The sequence below is a fragment of the Rhodococcus sp. MEB032 genome (assembly GCF_030208925.1).
Classification (GTDB): domain Bacteria; phylum Actinomycetota; class Actinomycetes; order Mycobacteriales; family Mycobacteriaceae; genus Rhodococcus_F; species Rhodococcus_F qingshengii.
In genome coordinates, this window is the sequence record NZ_JARVSY010000041.1 from 1 (window position 1) to 17,417 (window position 17,417).

Consider the following 17,417-nt stretch of genomic DNA (forward strand, 5'->3'; position numbering starts at 1 on the left):
GCACGAGTGCACCGAGGCCGGTCTGGACACGGCGATCGTTCACGCGTCCAAGATTCTGCCGATGGCCCGAATTCCTGACGAGCAGCGTGAAACCGCACTCGACCTCGTCTACGACCGTCGTAGCGAGGGCTACGACCCGCTGCAGAAGCTGATGGCTCTGTTCGAGGGTGTCTCGGCTGCGTCGGCGCGCGAGTCCCGTGCGCAGGAACTCGCCGGACTTCCGTTGTTCGACCGGCTCGAACGCCGCATCGTCGACGGCGAGCGCAACGGCCTCGACGACGACCTCACCGAGGCGATGACGATCAAGCCTCCGCTGGCCATCATCAACGAGACCTTGCTCTCGGGCATGAAGACCGTCGGCGAGCTGTTCGGCTCCGGACAGATGCAGTTGCCGTTCGTTCTGCAGTCCGCCGAGGTCATGAAGGCTGCCGTGGCATTCCTCGAACCGCACATGGAAGCGAGCGACGAGGACGGCAAGGGCCGCCTCGTGATCGCGACCGTCAAGGGCGACGTCCACGACATCGGCAAGAACCTTGTCGACATCATCTTGAGCAACAACGGCTACGAGGTCGTCAACATCGGTATCAAGCAGCCGATCGCGACCATCCTCGACGTCGCGTTGGACAAGAAAGCCGACGTGATCGGCATGTCCGGACTGCTCGTGAAGTCCACTGTCGTGATGAAGGAAAACCTCCAGGAACTCAACGCACGCGGAGTCGCCGAGAAGTTCCCGGTTCTGCTCGGTGGTGCGGCGCTCACGCGCTCCTACGTCGAGAACGACTTGCAGGAGGTGTACGAGGGCGACGTCAGCTATGCCCGCGACGCCTTCGAGGGTCTGAACTTGATGGACCAGATCATGACGACCAAGCGTGGTGGCGGCCCGGCGCCGGACAGCCCGGAGGCCATCGCTGCTCGCGAGAAGGCTGCCGAGCGTAAGGCACGTCACGAGCGTTCCAAGCGCATCGCCGAAAAGCGTAAGGCTGCAGCGGTTCCCGTGGTCCTGCCGGAGCGTTCCGATGTCGCAACCGACATCGCGGTGCCGACACCTCCCTTCTGGGGCTCGCGCATCGTCAAGGGAATCTCGCTGTCCGAGTACTCGGGGCTGCTCGACGAGCGCGCTCTTTTCCTCGGCCAGTGGGGCCTTCGCGGTCAGCGCAAGGGCGATGGTCCGACGTACGAGGAACTGGTCGAGTCGGAAGGCCGTCCGCGACTTCGGTACTGGCTCGATCGGCTGACGTCCGAGGGCATCCTCGCGCATGCCGCGGTCGTGTACGGGTACTTCCCGGCGATCTCGGAGGGCGACGACGTCATCGTGCTCACCGAGCCGAAACCGGATGCACCCGAAAGGTTCCGGTTCACCTACCCGCGCCAGCACCGCGACCGCTTCCTGTGCATCGCGGACTTCGTTCGCTCGCGCAAGGACGCCGAGGCCACCGGGCAGGTCGACGTTCTTCCGTTCCAGTTGGTGACGATGGGTCAGCCGATCGCGGACTTCGCCAACGAGTTGTTCGCATCGAACTCGTACCGCGATTACCTCGAGGTTCACGGAATCGGTGTCCAGCTCACGGAGTCTCTGGCCGAGTACTGGCATCGACGCGTCCGTGAAGAGCTAGTGCTTCCCGAGGGTCACACCGTCGCGGAGCAGGATCCCACCGAGGTTGCCGGTTACTTCGATCTCGAGTACCGCGGCGCTCGTTATTCGTTCGGATACGGCGCGTGCCCGGATCTCGAGGATCGAGCCAAGTTGGTTGCGTTGCTCGAACCCGAACGAATCGGCGTCGAATTGTCCGAGGAGCTGCAGCTGCATCCCGAGCAGTCCACGGACGCTTTTGTCCTGCACCACCCGGAAGCAAAGTATTTCAATGTCTGAGTTGTTGACCGAAGTATCCGAATCAACGCTCGGTGGTGTCCTGTGGGACATGGACGGCACCCTGCTCGATTCGGAGAAGCTGTGGGACATCGCGCTTCGTGAGCTGTCCCTACGCCTGGGCGGACCGATGACGGAAGCGACACGCGTTGCCGTCATCGGTGCGTCGAGCCCCTTCGCCCTTGCGACGGTGTTCGACGCTCTCGGCCTGGAGAAGCATCCCGATGCCATCGCCGAGGCGAAGGACTGGATGTACACCCGCGTCGGCGATCTTTTCGAGGACGGCGTGACCTGGCGGCCGGGTGCTCGCGACGCACTGTCGACCGTGCGTGACGGTGGTCTGCGTTCTGCACTGGTCACCAACACCGAGCGAGTTCTGGTCGATCGGGCACTCGGCATGCTCGGCCGTGAGTTCTTCGACCATTCGGTGTGTGGCGACGAGGTCCCCAACGGGAAACCGGCAGCGGATCCGTACCTGCGCGGCGCGCATCTGCTCGGACTCGAGCCGGCGCAGTGCCTCGCGATCGAGGACTCGCCGACCGGCACGGCGTCGGCCAGCGCTGCGGGTTGCGCGGTGCTCGTCGTTCCGTGTGAGGTCGACGTCCCCGCCGGCCCTGGACGCGTGTTTCGAGAGTCCCTGTTGGACTTGTCCATTCACGATCTTCACGACGTTCACTCGAGCGCGGCACGTTAGGCTGGATTTGCTGTGGCTATTCCGAAAATTGTTCTCTTCTACCAGTTCACGCCGTTGGCGGACCCGGAAGCGATCAAGCTGTGGCAGCACAGCCTGGCCGAGTCCAACAACCTGACGGGCCGGATCATCGTCTCGCCGCACGGGATCAACGCGACGGTCGGCGGAGACATCGAGGATGTCAAGCGATATGTCCGTGGTACGCGTGGTTACGAACCCTTCCGTACCGCTGACATCAAGTGGTCGGACGGCCTCGGGAACGATTTCCCTCGTCTGAGTGTCAAGGCACGCTCGGAGATCGTGACGTTCGGTGCCCCAGACGAGCTGAAAGTCGACGAGAACGGTGTGGTCGGCGGAGGAGTTCACCTGGTGCCCAAGGAACTACACGAACTCGTCGACACTCGCGGTGACGACGTCGTGTTCTTCGACGGGCGCAATGCCTTCGAAGCCGAGATCGGCCGTTTCCGAGATGCGATAGTTCCGGACGTCGCCACCACTCGGGATTTCGTCGACGAACTCGACAGTGGCAAATACGACCATCTCAAGGGCAAAGCCGTGGTCACGTACTGCACCGGCGGAGTGCGCTGTGAGGTGTTGTCTTCGCTGATGCGCTCACGTGGCTTCGACGAGGTCTATCAGTTGGACGGCGGAATCGTCCGTTACGGCGAGACTTTCGGCGACCGCGGCCTCTGGGACGGTTCCCTGTACGTGTTCGACAAGCGGATGAACATCGAGTTCTCATCCGAAGCCAAGACACTCGGCGTGTGTGTCGATTGTGGTACTCCGACCCCGCGGTACCGCAACCGGATCGACGGCGACGGCCGAACCCTCGAATTGCTCTGCGAGAGTTGTTCACCAGACCTCGAGCAGGACTGAGCTGTGCCCAAGGCTCCGTTGCCGATCCGAAACGGTCTCGGACCTGACCGGCTGCGGATGCCGGCGGAGTCGTCGGCGCGGACCGTCCTCGAGCACCTGGTCGGCGAGCATCCCGGGGAGCGGGACCTGTGGGCGGACCTCGTCAGCGCCGGGGACGTCGTCGACGAGCACGGGCGGAAGATCACGAGCCGAACGCCCTATCAGCCGACCCGGTTCGTGTACTTCTACCGCGAGCCGGCCCCCGAGATTCCGGTTCCGCACGAGATCGAGATCTTGTACCGCGACGACTCGATTCTCGTGATCGACAAACCGCACTTCCTGGCGACCATTCCACGGGGAGCGCACATCGTCGAAAGCGCAGTCGTGCGCCTGCGTCGTGACCTGGACCTTCCGGATCTTGCGCCAGTTCACCGCCTCGACCGGATGACGGCGGGTGTCATCGTGTTCACCGTGACACCGGACCTACGACGGCCGTACCAGGAACTTTTTGCCGAGCAGCGGATCGTCAAGGAGTACGAGGCGATTGCGGGCTTCGATCCGGAACTGACTTTCCCTCGCACGGTGCGCAGCCGCATCAACAAAGTTCACGGCGAGATGACGGCTACCGAAATCGCGGGCGAGCCGAACAGTGAGACCTCGATCGAACTGATCGAGGTGATCACCGACTCGGCCGACCGGACGCTCGGGCGATACAGGTTGCTCCCACGGACCGGCCGGACCCATCAGCTTCGGCTGCACCTCAACTCGCTGGGCGTCCCGATCGTCGGTGACAACTACTATCCGGAGTATCTGCCCGCAGTGCCCGGTGACTTCTCGACTCCGTTGCGATTGTTGGCGCGAGCGTTGGAGTACCCGGATCCGATCACCGGGCAGACCCGCAGGTTCGTGAGTTCGCGCAGCCTCGACGCAGGCCTGTGAACACCGCTGTTCGTGGGCGTGTGAAAACCGCTTCCGTCCTCGTGAAAGAATAGCTACCCGTGAAGACCTTCGAATCCTTGTTCGCCGAATTGACCGAGCGCGCTGCTACTCGCCCCGAGGGGTCCGGCACTGTCGCCGCCCTCGACGCCGGTGTGCATGCTCAGGGCAAAAAGGTCATCGAGGAAGCCGGTGAAGTGTGGATCGCTGCGGAATACCAGAGCGATGAGCAGCTCGCCGAGGAAATTTCCCAGCTGCTGTACTGGACACAGGTGTTGATGGTCGGTCGCGGACTGACCCTCGAGGACGTGTACCGACATCTGTGATCGGAGCTGACCAGCGAGATGTACTCCGTCTCGCTCGTCCAGGGCTTCCGATTCATGTCGTCTCACGTCACCCACACCTTCCGAAAGGACATCCACCATGCTGCGCGTAGCAGTTCCCAACAAAGGCTCACTGTCCGAGTCCGCCGCCGAGATTCTCAGCGAGGCCGGTTACCGTCGACGCACCGATTCCCGTGATCTGACAGTCCTCGATCCGGCCAATCAGGTCGAGTTTTTCTTCTTGCGCCCCAAGGACATTGCGATCTACGTCGGCTCCGGTGAGCTGGATCTCGGCATCACCGGTCGTGATCTCGCCGGCGACTCGGGTGCTCCCGTATCCGAGCGTCTGTCACTGGGCTTCGGCCGTTCGTCGTTCCGTTACGCAGCACCGGCCGGCAAGGACTGGGCCGTCGAGGATCTGTCCGGCCTGCGCATTGCAACGTCGTACCCGAACCTGGTCCGTAAGGACCTCACAGATCGCGGACTCGACGCCACCGTCATCCGTCTCGACGGAGCAGTGGAAATCTCGATTCAGCTCGGCGTCGCCGACGCGATCGCCGACGTGGTCGGATCGGGCCGTACTCTCCGCCAACACAACCTCGTGGCTTTCGGTGAATCGCTCTGCGATTCCGAAGGTGTCCTGATCGAGCGCACCGGCGCTCCGCAGGACGATCCCGCCCGCAACCAGCTCATCGAGCGCGTACGCGGAATTGTCTTCGCGCAGCAGAATCTGATGATCGACTACGACTGCCCGCGCACCATCCTCGACGACGCCATCAAGATGACACCCGGTATGGAATCGCCGACCCTCTCGCCGTTGGCCGATCCCGACTGGGTCGCGGTTCGCGCGATGGTCCCGATCAAGGGACACAACCAGGTGATGGATGCCTTGGCCGAACTCGGTGCCAAGGCCATCCTCGCGTCGAACATCCGCTCGGTACGCGCTTTCTGATCACTGCCTGAATAGATTTACGCGCATTCGCGCCCGTTCCTGGAAATCAGGAACGGGCGCGAATCTGCAAAGTCTGGGCGATACGGCCCACGGCACCCTGCTCGTCGTAGAGCACGCCCGCACACATGCCGACGCCGTCCGGACCCGTTGTGGTTTCGGCGGCGACACCGACCCACTCTCCCTCGGGCACACGGAAGATATGCACCGTGAGATCTGTGTTGAGGAACGTCCAGTGCTCCGGGTCGAGCTTGGCGCCGACCCCGTTTGAGATGTCGGCCACCGCGAACAAACGCTCGAGAGCAGACATCTTCTCACCCTCGACCAGCTCTGGCTTGGGGCGCGCCCATACCTTCCCGGTTCCCACGCACCCGATCGGAGCAATCCAGGACCAGTCGAGGGTCTTGAGATAGCCGACGCTCCACAGACCCTCGAGAACGCCCGGGGTGCCGCTGTCGCGGGGTTCGAGCGGGGGATCGACTACGTGGACGACGTCGCCGGTATCCACCGTCTCCATCCGCCACGCCGTACCGCGCGCAACCGCGCGTGCAGATCCGTCGGCGGTGGTTGCCCACAGTTCGGCGACGATCAATTCGATTCGGCGACCGGGTCGTTCGATCCAGGACCGGACTTCGAGGTCGGCAATCGGAATCGGTCCGAGAATCTCGACGACGACGCGCGTCAGACGGGTTTCGTCGCGCGCACCGCACCGCTCGAGGGCTCGTACCAACAGCGCCGACGGGGGAGCGCCGTGCTGCAGTGTCGGGCCCCAGATGCTGACAGTTGCCTGCGTGCTCGCGAACCGCTCGTGCCCTTCCTCCGTCGTTCCGAGGTAGCGGTAGTACGAACTGTCCGTCATGTTATGAATTCTCCTTTGCGGCAACAGGTTCGGTGCTCAGCAGGTCCGGCCAACCTGGATAGGGCGGAGGTGTTCCGCCGAACGAGGGGCACAGTGACTTGTGATCGCACCAGTCGCACAGTTTGCCAGGCTTGGGTCTGAAGTCTCCGGTCGCACCTGCTGCGAGGATCGCTTTCCAGATGGCGGAGAGGGTTCGCTCGAATCGGATGAGCTCGTCGTGATCCGGGGCGTACGTGAGAATCGAGCCGGAGGCCAGATAGATCAGGCGCAGTTGTGCGGGAACGATTCCGCGAGTGCGCAGCAGTACGAGCGCGTAGAACTTCATCTGGAAGAGCGCCTTGGATTCGGTGAACTCGCGAGGCGCTTTTCCGGTCTTGTAGTCGACCACCCGCACCTCACCCGTCGGTGCAACGTCTATCCGGTCGACGAAGCCGCGGAGTCGAACGCCGTTCTCCAATTCGGTCTCGACGTAGACCTCGCACGCCTCGGCATCGAATCGAGTGGGATCTTCGAGCGTGTAGTACGTCGCGACGAGCTTGCCGACTTCGTCGAGGAACGAATCCAGCTCGCCCTCCGGAACAAGGTCAGCGGCCTCGGGAGACTCGGCACTGACACGTTCCCACGCGGGACGGACGAGTTCGGCTGCGCGATCGGGAACCCGGTGACCGGTCGGGAGTGCAAACAGTGCTTCCAGTGCCGCGTGTACGACGGTGCCTCTGACCTGGGCTCTGGTTGGCGTTTCCGGAATTCTGTCGACTGCTCGGAAGCGATAGAGCAGGGGGCATTGTTTGTAGTCACCCGCCCGAGACGGAGAGAGCGCCGGCCGACTACGCGGGCGCTCGTGTGATGTTGCACCCGTTGGAGTGGGGGTTGGCAATTCGACAGAGCTCACACCTGGCAGGCTATGCGGTTGGTCCGACAACTCCGTCGGAGCCGGTGGCGAGGACACCGGAAACAAGCGAACAGGGATCATCTGCGCATGGCGAACGAGCTGCAACCAGAAGAAGGCACGACCGAAGTGGATGAGGTTGTGCAGTCCGCTGTCGCCGAGATTCCCGAACAAGAGCTTCCAGAAGCTGATCTCACTGCGCCGGGCAAGCGGCCGTCAGGTCCGTTCCGCGTCGGCGACCGAGTACAGCTGACCGACGGCAAGGGACGCCACTACACGATCGTTCTCGAGGCGAACCGCGAATACCACACCCACAAGGGCGGAATCGTTCACAACGATCTGATCGGTGCCGACGAGGGCAGCGTCGTCAAGTCGGTCAACGGCACGCCCTATCTCGCACTGCGCCCCCTGCTGGTGGACTACGTGCTGTCCATGCCGCGCGGTGCCCAGGTCATCTACCCGAAGGACGCAGCTCAGATCGTCCACGAAGGCGACGTGTTCCCAGGAGCACGCGTGCTCGAGGCCGGAGCCGGCTCCGGCGCACTGACATGTTCGCTGCTGCGTGCCGTCGGACCCGAGGGCAAGGTCATCTCCTACGAGGTCCGCGACGATCATGCCGAACATGCGGTTCGCAACGTCGAGACCTTCTTCGGGGAACGTCCGCCGAACTGGGAACTGACCATCGCCGATCTCGCCGAGTTCGATCCGGAAGCGCACGGAGGCAAGGTCGATCGCGTCGTCCTCGACATGCTGGCCCCGTGGGACGTCCTGCCTGCCGTCTCGAAGGCACTCGTGCCGGGCGGCGTGTTGATCGTCTACGTCGCGACCGTTACTCAGCTCTCGAAGGTCGTCGAGGCGATGCGCGAGCAGGAATGCTGGACCGAGCCACGCTCGTGGGAATCGATCGTGCGCGGTTGGCACGTCGTCGGTTTGGCGGTGCGCCCCGAACATCGGATGCAAGGCCACACCGCGTTCCTCGTGAGCGCTCGTCGTCTCGCCGAAGGAACTGTCACCCCGAAGCCGCAGCGGCGTGCGGGCAAGGGCTCGAACACCGCGGCCAAGTAGTCACACGAAAACAGCAAGAGCGGCGATCCGGTATCCGGATCGCCGCTCTTGTAGTAGCTGGAAGTTATGCGGTGCAGGAAGCGCGGCCCATTTCCAGGAGCACGCAAGCCGAGGTGTCGGACAGCTTCCAGGAGCCGTCTTCGAGCTCCCAGGTCCACGGGGTGGCCGGGGCGGCGCCGTGCGGGCTGACGACGGCGACGTCTGCGGTTGCGGTCTGACCGTCGACCTTGACGTTGTCCACGTTGAACGTGATCGCGTAGGCAGGGTTACCGCCCAGCGCAGCACTCATCGTCTCGATGTTGGCCTGACGCTTGGTTCCGTCGACCACCAGAGCGGTCTTCTCCTCGATCGGCTTGGCCGGATCGATCAGAGCGACGAGCGAAGCGTTGAGCTCCTCGGCCGTCGGAGCCGCTGCGGCAGCGGCAGCTGACGTCGTGGCGGAAGCCGAGGCCTTCGCCGTGGTGCTCGAGGCGGCGGCGGAAGTCGAACTTGCAGCCGTCGAATCCTTGTTGTCGTCCGAGCTGCATGCACCCATGGTCAGGACGGCAGCGACAGCACAAGCGCTGATGAGAGTCTTGCGGATGATCACAGCGTTACCTTTCGTTGTAAAGAGAGACAGGCGCTGTCTCCATCTTGTAGGCAAGGCTAACATGACCAAATTCTGGCTTGAGACCAGTCGGCACGGTCCGCGCGCAGGTGTGAATTCGCACTCGCGCACCGTGTCTGGCGACAGTTGGGGCCTTATGCCGGTAGCGTTGATGGATCGCACTGGGAGGAGACGCACATGAGCTCGACAGAGAACCCGGATTCGGTTGCGGCAGCAGAAGAACTCCACGCGCTACGAGTGGAAGCACAAGTACTGCGCCGACAACTTGCACAATCGCCGGAGCAGGTGCGTGAGCTGGAGTCGAAGGTGGACTCGTTGTCCATCCGAAACAGCAAGTTGATGGACACCCTCAAAGAGGCCCGTCAGCAGCTCATCGCGCTTCGTGAAGAAGTCGACAGACTCGGTCAACCGCCGAGCGGTTACGGAGTCCTTCTCTCGGTACACGAGGACAAGACCGTCGACGTGTTCACGTCGGGTCGCAAGATGCGGTTGACGTGCTCACCGAACATCGACACGGACACCCTCGCCCTCGGGCAGACGGTTCGCCTCAACGAGGCACTCACCATCGTCGAGGCCGGCACCTACGAGCAGGTCGGTGAGATCAGCACGCTCCGTGAGGTACTCGACGACGGACTGCGCGCACTGGTGGTCGGCCATGCCGACGAAGAGCGCATCGTCTGGCTCGCAGCGCCGTTGGCGGCCGTCTTCGCCGACCCCGAAGCCGACATCATCGCGTACGACGCCGATTCTCCGACCAGGAAACTGCGTCCGGGCGACTCGTTGCTCGTCGACACCAAGGCCGGGTACGCCTTCGAGCGCATCCCGAAGGCCGAGGTCGAAGATCTGGTTCTCGAGGAAGTTCCGGACGTTCACTACGACGACATCGGTGGTCTCGGGCGTCAGATCGAGCAGATCCGTGATGCCGTCGAACTCCCGTTCCTCCACAAGGATCTGTTCCACGAGTACTCGCTGAGGCCGCCGAAGGGTGTACTGCTCTACGGTCCGCCTGGTTGCGGCAAGACGCTCATCGCCAAGGCCGTCGCCAACTCGTTGGCCAAGAAGATCGCCGAAGCTCGCGGTCAGGACAGCAAGGACGCCAAGTCCTACTTCCTGAACATCAAGGGCCCGGAACTTCTGAACAAGTTCGTCGGCGAAACCGAGCGTCACATCCGGATGATCTTCCAGCGTGCTCGTGAGAAGGCGTCCGAGGGCACGCCGGTGATCGTCTTCTTCGACGAGATGGACTCGATCTTCCGTACCCGTGGTTCGGGAGTCTCCTCCGACGTCGAGACAACGGTTGTTCCGCAGCTGCTCAGCGAGATCGACGGCGTGGAAGGGCTCGAGAACGTCATCGTCATCGGCGCCTCCAACCGTGAGGACATGATCGACCCGGCCATCCTGCGTCCCGGCCGACTGGACGTGAAGATCAAGATCGAGCGCCCCGACGCGGAATCGGCTCAGGACATCTTCTCGAAGTACCTGGTGGACGGTCTGCCGATCAATGCGGACGACCTCGCCGAGTTCGGTGGAGATCGCACTGCCTGCTTGAAGGCGATGATCGTTCGCGTCGTCGATCGCATGTACGCGGAGAGCGAAGAGAATCGTTTCCTCGAGGTGACGTACGCCAACGGCGACAAGGAAGTTCTGTTCTTCAAGGACTTCAACTCGGGGGCGATGATCCAGAACATCGTCGACCGCGCCAAGAAGTACGCGATCAAGTCTGTGCTCGACACCGGTGCTCCGGGCTTGCGTGTGCAGCACCTCTTCGATTCCATCGTCGACGAGTTCGCCGAGAACGAGGATCTGCCCAACACCACCAATCCTGATGACTGGGCACGTATTTCGGGCAAGAAGGGGGAGCGGATCGTCTACATCCGCACTCTCGTCACGGGCAAGAACGCCAGTGCAAGCCGCGCGATCGACACGGAGTCGAACACGGGCCAGTACCTGTAGCGAAACGAACATCGATCGGGCCGGCCACTCCGCGAGAGTTGTCGGCCCGATCTCTGCGTCGCTGCCGTTGACTCGTTGCGATTGGACCGGTCGGTCGCGCTGGTTTAGAGTCCCGCCGTGCAGATACATCTTCGACACAATCCGTCGTCCACAGTCGCTCGCTGCTACCTCGCGCCCGGCGAACCGTTGCGCGTGGAGAGCGGGGCGATGCTCGCGCATTCTGCCGGCGTAGTACTCGAAGCGAAGGCGCAGGGCGGCGTCCTGCAGGGACTCAAGCGGTCGATGCTGAGTGGCGAATCATTTTTCGTCACGACGTATACCGCTCCGCCGCAAGGTGGTTGGGTCGACGTGACTGGTGTGCTTCCCGGAGATCTGATCCCGCTGACCATCACCTCTGATCGCCCGTTCTTCCTCAACCGTGGAACCTGGTTGGCCAACTCCTACGGTGTGACGGTCGAGTCCAAGTGGGGCGGCATGTCCAACCTCTTCGGCGGTGAGGGAGGCTTCGGCCTGCGGGCAAGTGGCGACGGTGAAGTAGTGCTGGCCGTCTACGGCGCGATCGACGTCATCGACTTGCAGCCAGGCGAGACGGTCACGATCGATACCGGTCACGTGGTCGCCTACGACCTCGGCATGAATTTCAACATGCGGCGCGCCGTTCAGGGGCGCACCATTCAGTCGATGAAGTCCGGTGAAGGATTTGTCTTCGACTTCACCGGACCCGGTCGCGTTCTCGCGCAGACCCGCAACCCCAGCGCGTTCGCTGCTTGGCTCTCGGCGATCACCCCGGGCTGATCACAGGTCCCACCAGTGTTCAGTCCCAGCGGTGTTCAGCTCCAGCAATAGTCGGCCAGCAGCGCGCGTGAGTCCGGAACGAACGGCCACGACGGGTCCTGCAGGTGGGCGCCGAGTTCTTTCGGCGTCCACCACCAACCTTCGGCGATCTCGCTGGGCTGATGTGCCATCGGTCCGTCGTATCTGAGTTCGAACGCAAACAGGTGACAGCGCAACGGAGAGTTGTTCCACTCGCCGTCCCAGGATTTTCGAGCGATCTCCGTCAGTCGGAGTGGCTGGTCTGCAGTTCCGAAGATTCCGAGTTCTTCACCGACTTCACGGATCGCAGTTTCCTGCGGCGTCTCACCTGGATCGACGACACCTCCGGCAAGACAGTCGTGATAGCCCCCGAACACCGCTTTCGTGTCGGTTCGGCGATGGACGTAGATGCGGGAGCCGTCCCCGGTACGAACCAGGACGCCCGCACTCGCGTGCCAGAGCCCACCCGAGTAGACGACCGAACGTGGTGCTCGGCCGATCGGATTACCCGTCCGGTCGTACACGGCGACTACCTCGTCCGCGGGATTCAGGTCTGCGGTGAGAGGTTGGTGCATTCCTCCAACTGTGCCACGCCTGTGGGTGCCGCGCCGCAATCACATAGGCTCTTGTGTCATGCAGCGGATCATCGGTGTCGAGGTCGAATACGGAATATCTTCACCCAGTGAGCCGTCGGCGAATCCGATTCTCACTTCAACCCAGGCGGTGCTTGCCTACGCCGCCGCAGCGGGCGTGCCGCGGGCCAAGCGCACACGCTGGGATTACGAGGTCGAATCTCCGCTGCGAGATGCCCGAGGCTTCGATCTGGGGCGAATGAGCGGTCCCGCGCCGGTGATCGACGCGGACGAGATCGGCGCCGCGAACATGATTCTCACCAACGGGGCACGGTTGTACGTCGATCACGCCCATCCGGAGTATTCGGCGCCCGAGGTCGCCGACCCGCTCGACGCCGTGATCTGGGACAAGGCCGGCGAACGCGTCATGGAAGCGGCTGCGCGGCACGCATCCAGCGTGCCGGGTGCGCCACGGCTGCAGCTGTACAAGAACAACGTCGACGGCAAGGGTGCCTCGTACGGCACGCACGAGAACTACCTCTGCTCACGTGAGACCCCGTTCGCCTCGATCGTGACCGGTTTGACGCCGTTTTTCGCGTCCCGGCAGGTGATCTGCGGTTCCGGTCGTGTGGGTCTCGGTCAGTCCGGCGACGAGGCCGGATTCCAGCTTTCGCAGCGATCCGACTACATCGAGGTCGAAGTAGGCCTCGAGACCACTCTCAAGCGCGGAATCATCAACACCCGCGACGAACCGCACGCGGATGCGGACAAGTATCGCCGCCTGCACGTCATCATCGGTGACGCGAACCTCGCGGAGATGTCGACGTACCTCAAGGTGGGAACAACGGCGCTGGTACTCGACCTGATCGAGGCAGGTGTCGACCTCACCGATCTGCAACTGGCGCGTCCGGTCACCGCCGTCCACCACATCAGTCACGACCCCACTCTGCGCAAGACCGTTGCGCTGGCCGACGGACGTGAACTGACAGGGCTTGCGCTGCAACGCATTTACCTCGAACGTGTCTCGAAGTTCCTCAACCGTGAGACCGATCGTGATCCGCGAGCGGACGATATCGTCGCCAAGTGGGCGATGGTTCTCGATCTCCTCGAGCGCGATCCCATGGAGTGCGCGAACATCCTCGACTGGCCGGCCAAACTGCGTCTGCTCGAAGGGTTCCGCAATCGTGAGGGACTCGCGTGGTCGGCGCCGCGATTGCATCTGGTGGATCTGCAGTACTCCGACGTGCGACTCGACAAGGGCCTGTACAACCGCCTGGTTGCTCGCGGCTCCATGGAGCGGCTTGTCACCGAACAGCAGGTTCTCGACGCGGTCACGAACCCTCCCACCGACACTCGCGCATACTTCCGGGGCGAGTGCCTACGCCGATTCGGTGCCGATATCGCGGCCGCGAGCTGGGATTCGGTCATCTTCGATCTCGGCGGTGAATCGTTGATCCGTATCCCCACCCTCGAGCCGCTTCGAGGTACCAAAGCGCACGTCGGAGCGTTGCTCGACTCCGTGGACAGCGCCGCGGAACTGGTTGATCAGCTCACTCACTGAAATCAGCCGATGCGGCTCGCCGTCGCGTCTCTCCACACCTGACGGTGCCGCTCGGTAGGGTGAAGGTCCGAGCGGGATCAGTTACCGACTCTGCTGGGCCGAACAGGATGCTCGCGAGAGCTCCCTTCACACAAGGAGGTCGACGGCGATGGCTCAAGAACAGACGCAGCGTGCCGGTGGCGGCGAAGACGACGAAACCACTGGTGGCGACGGCAGTGCCGGCCAGGAACGTCGCGAGAAGCTCGCTGCAGAAACCGACGACCTGCTCGACGAGATCGACGACGTGTTGGAAGAGAACGCCGAGGACTTCGTCCGTGCCTACGTCCAGAAGGGCGGCCAGTGACGGTGGATCGCGCGCCCCGGATCACAGACGGGGACACACGGTTGAGCTTCGGCTCGAATCTGTCGTCATTCTCGGAATACCTTCGGGTGCATGCACCGGAGCATCTTCCGCAGAACCGCTTCGCCGACACAGGAGGTGTTGTCATGGGCGGGGGAGACGTAGCTCCGCACGGCACCACCATCGTCGCGATCAGCTATGCGGGTGGTGTTCTGCTCGCGGGTGATCGCCGAGCGACGATGGGCAATCTCATCGCCAGCCGTGACGTGCAGAAGGTGTACGTCACGGACGACTACTCGGCTGCGGGTATTGCCGGTACGGCCGGGATCGCAATCGAACTGGTCCGGCTCTTCGCGGTCGAGCTCGAACATTACGAGAAGATCGAAGGCGTCCCACTCACGTTCGACGGCAAGGCCAATCGACTTTCGTCGATGGTTCGAGGAAATCTCGGAGCAGCGATGCAAGGTTTGGCGGTTGTGCCACTGCTCGTGGGTTACGACCTGGACGCGGTCGATCCGTCCACCGCCGGTCGCATCGTCTCCTACGACGTCGTCGGTGGGCGATACGAGGAGCGCGCGGGCTATCACGCAGTCGGATCCGGCTCCCTGTTCGCGAAATCGGCGCTCAAGAAGCTGTATTCACCGGGAATCGACGAGGACACCGCGCTTCGGTTCGCCGTCGAGGCGCTGTACGACGCGGCAGATGACGATTCGGCTACCGGTGGTCCTGATCTGACACGAGGGATCTATCCGACGGCGGTCACCATCACCTCGGCCGGCGCTGTGGAGTTGTCGCCCACCAGGGCTGCCGAGATCGCCAGGGAGATCGTCGCGGCTCGCACGGCGACCGCGAGTCCGGAAGGGGAGTCTGCGCTATGACGATGCCGTATTACGCATCAGCCGAACAGATCATGCGCGATCGTTCGGAATTGGCGCGCAAGGGAATTGCCCGCGGGCGCAGCGTCGTCGTTCTCACCTACCGCGACGGAGTGCTCTTTGTCGCCGAGAACCCGTCGCGTGCTCTGCACAAGGTCAGCGAACTGTACGACCGTCTCGGATTCGCGGCAGTGGGCAAGTACAACGAGTTCGAGAATCTGCGCCGCGCGGGCATCGTCCACGCAGACATGCGTGGGTACTCGTACGACCGTCGGGACGTCACCGGGCGTTCGCTCGCCAATGCGTACGCACAAACCCTGGGAACGATCTTCACCGAGCAGCCCAAGCCGTACGAGGTCGAGATCTGTGTTGCCGAGATCGGTCGCTTCGGAAGCAGTACGCCGGCTCAGCTCTACCGGATCACGTACGACGGATCCATCGCGGACGAGCAGGAATTCGTGGTCATGGGCGGCACGACCGAACCGATCGTGACGGCGATGCGCGAGTCGTACCAGCGAGACCTCGACCTCGAATCCGCAGTGCGGATTGCAGTCGGGGCGCTCCAAAAGGGCGGCCCGGCACCGGCCGGAACCACTGAGGCGGAACCACGAACTCTCGATGTGAGTGCACTCGAGGTTGCCGTACTCGACAGCAATCGTCCACGCCGTGCGTTCAAACGGATCGCTGGAACGGTTTTGGAAGAGATGCTTCCAGCTCCGGCAGCAGTCGAGGATGCGCCGCCGGCAAACGGCGACGCACCCTCCTAGATACTCCGTAGGTCTGGGAGTTACTGCAGGTCTGGAGTTACTGAGTGACTCGGTAGACGGCCACCGCGCCCGGTTCGGTGTCGAAATCGAACCGGCGCGCGTCTGCCACCACTTCACCGTCGGTGGCGATGGCTACCGGTGAATCGGCGACTCGAACCGACATCGACGAGACGAGTTCGCGAACGTAGACCCGCGAGCTGCCCAATGTTCCTGTGGCAGCCGCAAACAGCAGACGTGAGCGCGAGAATTTCTTGTCCGCGCGCAGATAGCGGACGTCGAGTAGTCCACGGTTCATCTCCGGACGCGACATCGGCACCTGATCGGCGGGGGAGTATCGCCCGTTTCCGACGAACAGCATCCAGATTGTGGTCCGCTTCCCGTCGATGGTGACCGTCATCGGCTCCGCCGCTGCGAGAACCCGGATCATCGCGGCTCCTGCGGCCGGCCACTTACCGAAACGCGGTTCCCATTTTTCCCTCAGGCGCACAGCATCCGGGTATCCACCGAGGCTGGCTGTGTTGAGAAACCGTGCAGTCACTCCGGAATCCGTGCGCACCACCGCGTGGTCGACGAATGCCGCCTGACCGGACTCGACTGCCTGTGCGGTCTCCTCGACATTCACCGCCCCGACGTCGCGGGCGAAATGGTTCAATGTTCCGCCGGGAAAAACCGCAAGTGGTAGCTCATGCTTTGTCGCCGCGGTCGCGACCGTGACCACTGTTCCGTCGCCGCCGCATACACCCAACGCTTTCGGCGAGAGCTCGGGGATCTTGGCATCGATCTGCATGTCGAAGTCGATGTCCGCGTCGAACTCGTAGACGATCGCTTCCGGTAGTAGTTCTCGAATCGATTCCACGATCCCGTCGTCCTCGGAGCCTGAACCAGGATTGGTGAAGACCAACAAGCCTTCTCCGCGCGGGAGCGCGGGAACCACGCACTCGGGTCCGAGTTCGGCGGGCTCTTCGTCCCGCACCGCCCACCAACGACGCGTGCCGGCAGCGATAGCACCGCCGACCGCGAGGCCTGCGAAGACGTCGGACGGCCAGTGGACTCCGTTGTGAACGCGTGAGTACGCCACTGCTGCGGCCAGTGGTGCCAGAGCAGCTCCAGCAACCGGGGACTCCATGGCCACTGCCGCGGTGAATGCCGCGGCCGAAGACGAATGTCCGGAGGGGAACGAGGACGACGTCGGAATGTCGACGCCTCGCTTCGGGCTCAGCCAGACGCGTGCCGGTGGGCGTCGGCGGGGAAAGAGGGGCTTGAGTATGCCGTTGGCCAGCGCGCTGGAACCGGCCAGTGCGAGCAGCCCGCGTGCTGCTGCCCTACGGGGCCGCCCGCCGATCATCGCGAGCAAGGCGGCGACAACCATCCACAAAACGCCGTGATCGGCGGCTCTGGAGAGAAACCGCATGGTCGGGTCGAGCACGGAAGGGCGCAGTGCTCCAGTGCTTTCCATGACTTTGACGTCGCTTCGGACAACTTTTCGGCGAATAAG

Annotated in this window: 18 protein-coding genes; 13 read left to right on the forward strand and 5 right to left on the reverse strand. The window is 63.0% G+C overall.

What is annotated here, in order from left to right:
* From QRN54_RS29470 to hisG, 6 genes are all read left to right on the forward strand, one after another.
* The coding region (locus QRN54_RS29470) for a vitamin B12 dependent-methionine synthase activation domain-containing protein (RefSeq protein WP_285183679.1) at positions 1-1,870 on the forward strand (1,870 nt) is incomplete at its 5' end.
* Complete coding sequence (locus QRN54_RS29475; RefSeq protein ID WP_007729900.1) at positions 1,863-2,561, forward strand: HAD family hydrolase; 699 nt, start codon at positions 1,863-1,865, stop codon at positions 2,559-2,561. The genes QRN54_RS29470 and QRN54_RS29475, both read left to right, overlap by 8 nt.
* A 12-nt stretch (positions 2,562-2,573) precedes the next feature.
* Positions 2,574-3,434 carry an oxygen-dependent tRNA uridine(34) hydroxylase TrhO gene (trhO, locus tag QRN54_RS29480; protein WP_285183683.1) on the forward strand — a complete coding sequence of 287 codons (861 nt, stop codon included), beginning with the start codon at positions 2,574-2,576 and terminating at the stop codon, positions 3,432-3,434.
* Positions 3,435-3,491: 57 nt separating this feature from the next.
* On the forward strand, positions 3,492-4,352 hold the full coding sequence (locus QRN54_RS29485; RefSeq protein WP_494289656.1) for a pseudouridine synthase: 861 nt from the start codon (positions 3,492-3,494) through the stop codon (positions 4,350-4,352).
* A gap of 59 nt (positions 4,353-4,411) precedes the next feature.
* Complete coding sequence (locus QRN54_RS29490) at positions 4,412-4,675, forward strand: phosphoribosyl-ATP diphosphatase (protein ID WP_003944933.1); 264 nt, start codon at positions 4,412-4,414, stop codon at positions 4,673-4,675.
* Between the two features lie 97 nt (positions 4,676-4,772).
* Positions 4,773-5,624, forward strand: coding sequence for an ATP phosphoribosyltransferase (gene hisG / locus QRN54_RS29495; protein WP_003944905.1), 852 nt, complete (start codon positions 4,773-4,775; stop codon positions 5,622-5,624).
* A 46-nt stretch (positions 5,625-5,670) separates the two neighbouring features.
* On the opposite strand, the gene QRN54_RS29500 is transcribed toward hisG, so the two are convergent.
* Both QRN54_RS29500 and QRN54_RS29505 read right to left on the reverse strand, forming a co-directional pair.
* A complete protein-coding gene (locus QRN54_RS29500) occupies positions 5,671-6,480 on the reverse strand; it encodes a thioesterase family protein (protein WP_003944950.1) in 810 nt (269 codons plus the stop codon).
* A 1-nt stretch (position 6,481) separates the two neighbouring features.
* On the reverse strand, positions 6,482-7,372 hold the full coding sequence (locus QRN54_RS29505) for a RecB family exonuclease (RefSeq protein WP_370852750.1): 891 nt from the start codon (positions 7,370-7,372) through the stop codon (positions 6,482-6,484).
* Between the two features lie 138 nt (positions 7,373-7,510).
* Here QRN54_RS29505 and QRN54_RS29510 point away from each other — a divergent pair, with 138 nt between their 5' ends.
* The gene (locus QRN54_RS29510; protein ID WP_007729892.1) at positions 7,511-8,434 is read left to right on the forward strand and encodes a tRNA (adenine-N1)-methyltransferase; all 924 of its coding nucleotides are present in this window, start codon (positions 7,511-7,513) and stop codon (positions 8,432-8,434) included.
* Between the two features lie 64 nt (positions 8,435-8,498).
* Here QRN54_RS29510 and QRN54_RS29515 read toward each other — a convergent pair whose 3' ends face one another.
* On the reverse strand, positions 8,499-9,023 hold the full coding sequence (locus QRN54_RS29515) for a WKL family lipoprotein (RefSeq protein WP_003944789.1): 525 nt from the start codon (positions 9,021-9,023) through the stop codon (positions 8,499-8,501).
* A gap of 195 nt (positions 9,024-9,218) precedes the next feature.
* Here QRN54_RS29515 and arc point away from each other — a divergent pair, with 195 nt between their 5' ends.
* Positions 9,219-10,994 carry a proteasome ATPase gene (arc, locus tag QRN54_RS29520; protein WP_003944870.1) on the forward strand — a complete coding sequence of 592 codons (1,776 nt, stop codon included), beginning with the start codon at positions 9,219-9,221 and terminating at the stop codon, positions 10,992-10,994.
* Positions 10,995-11,111: 117 nt separating this feature from the next.
* Positions 11,112-11,789: a TIGR00266 family protein gene (locus QRN54_RS29525; protein ID WP_003944961.1), complete on the forward strand. Its 678-nt coding sequence runs from the start codon at positions 11,112-11,114 to the stop codon at positions 11,787-11,789.
* A gap of 35 nt (positions 11,790-11,824) precedes the next feature.
* Here the strand turns inward: QRN54_RS29525 and QRN54_RS29530 are convergent, their stop codons facing one another.
* Positions 11,825-12,382, reverse strand: a complete 558-nt coding sequence (locus QRN54_RS29530; RefSeq protein ID WP_007729886.1) for an NUDIX hydrolase — start codon at positions 12,380-12,382, stop codon at positions 11,825-11,827.
* A gap of 58 nt (positions 12,383-12,440) precedes the next feature.
* Between QRN54_RS29530 and dop the strand changes: the two genes are divergently transcribed.
* The 4 genes from dop to prcA all read left to right on the forward strand — a co-directional run bounded on the left by dop (position 12,441) and on the right by prcA (position 15,922).
* Complete coding sequence (gene dop, locus QRN54_RS29535; protein ID WP_007729884.1) at positions 12,441-13,940, forward strand: depupylase/deamidase Dop; 1,500 nt, start codon at positions 12,441-12,443, stop codon at positions 13,938-13,940.
* Positions 13,941-14,088: 148 nt separating this feature from the next.
* Positions 14,089-14,283: a ubiquitin-like protein Pup gene (locus QRN54_RS29540; protein WP_003944925.1), complete on the forward strand. Its 195-nt coding sequence runs from the start codon at positions 14,089-14,091 to the stop codon at positions 14,281-14,283.
* Entirely contained in the window at positions 14,280-15,158 is an 879-nt protein-coding gene (gene prcB, locus QRN54_RS29545) for a proteasome subunit beta (protein ID WP_054187394.1), read from the forward strand. Before QRN54_RS29540 ends, prcB begins: the two co-directional genes overlap by 4 nt.
* On the forward strand, positions 15,155-15,922 hold the full coding sequence (prcA, locus tag QRN54_RS29550; RefSeq protein ID WP_003945006.1) for a proteasome subunit alpha: 768 nt from the start codon (positions 15,155-15,157) through the stop codon (positions 15,920-15,922). Before prcB ends, prcA begins: the two co-directional genes overlap by 4 nt.
* Positions 15,923-15,959: 37 nt before the next feature.
* Here prcA and QRN54_RS29555 read toward each other — a convergent pair whose 3' ends face one another.
* The gene (locus QRN54_RS29555; RefSeq protein WP_007729871.1) at positions 15,960-17,378 is read right to left on the reverse strand and encodes a bifunctional phosphatase PAP2/diacylglycerol kinase family protein; all 1,419 of its coding nucleotides are present in this window, start codon (positions 17,376-17,378) and stop codon (positions 15,960-15,962) included.
* Positions 17,379-17,417 lie beyond the last annotated feature (39 nt).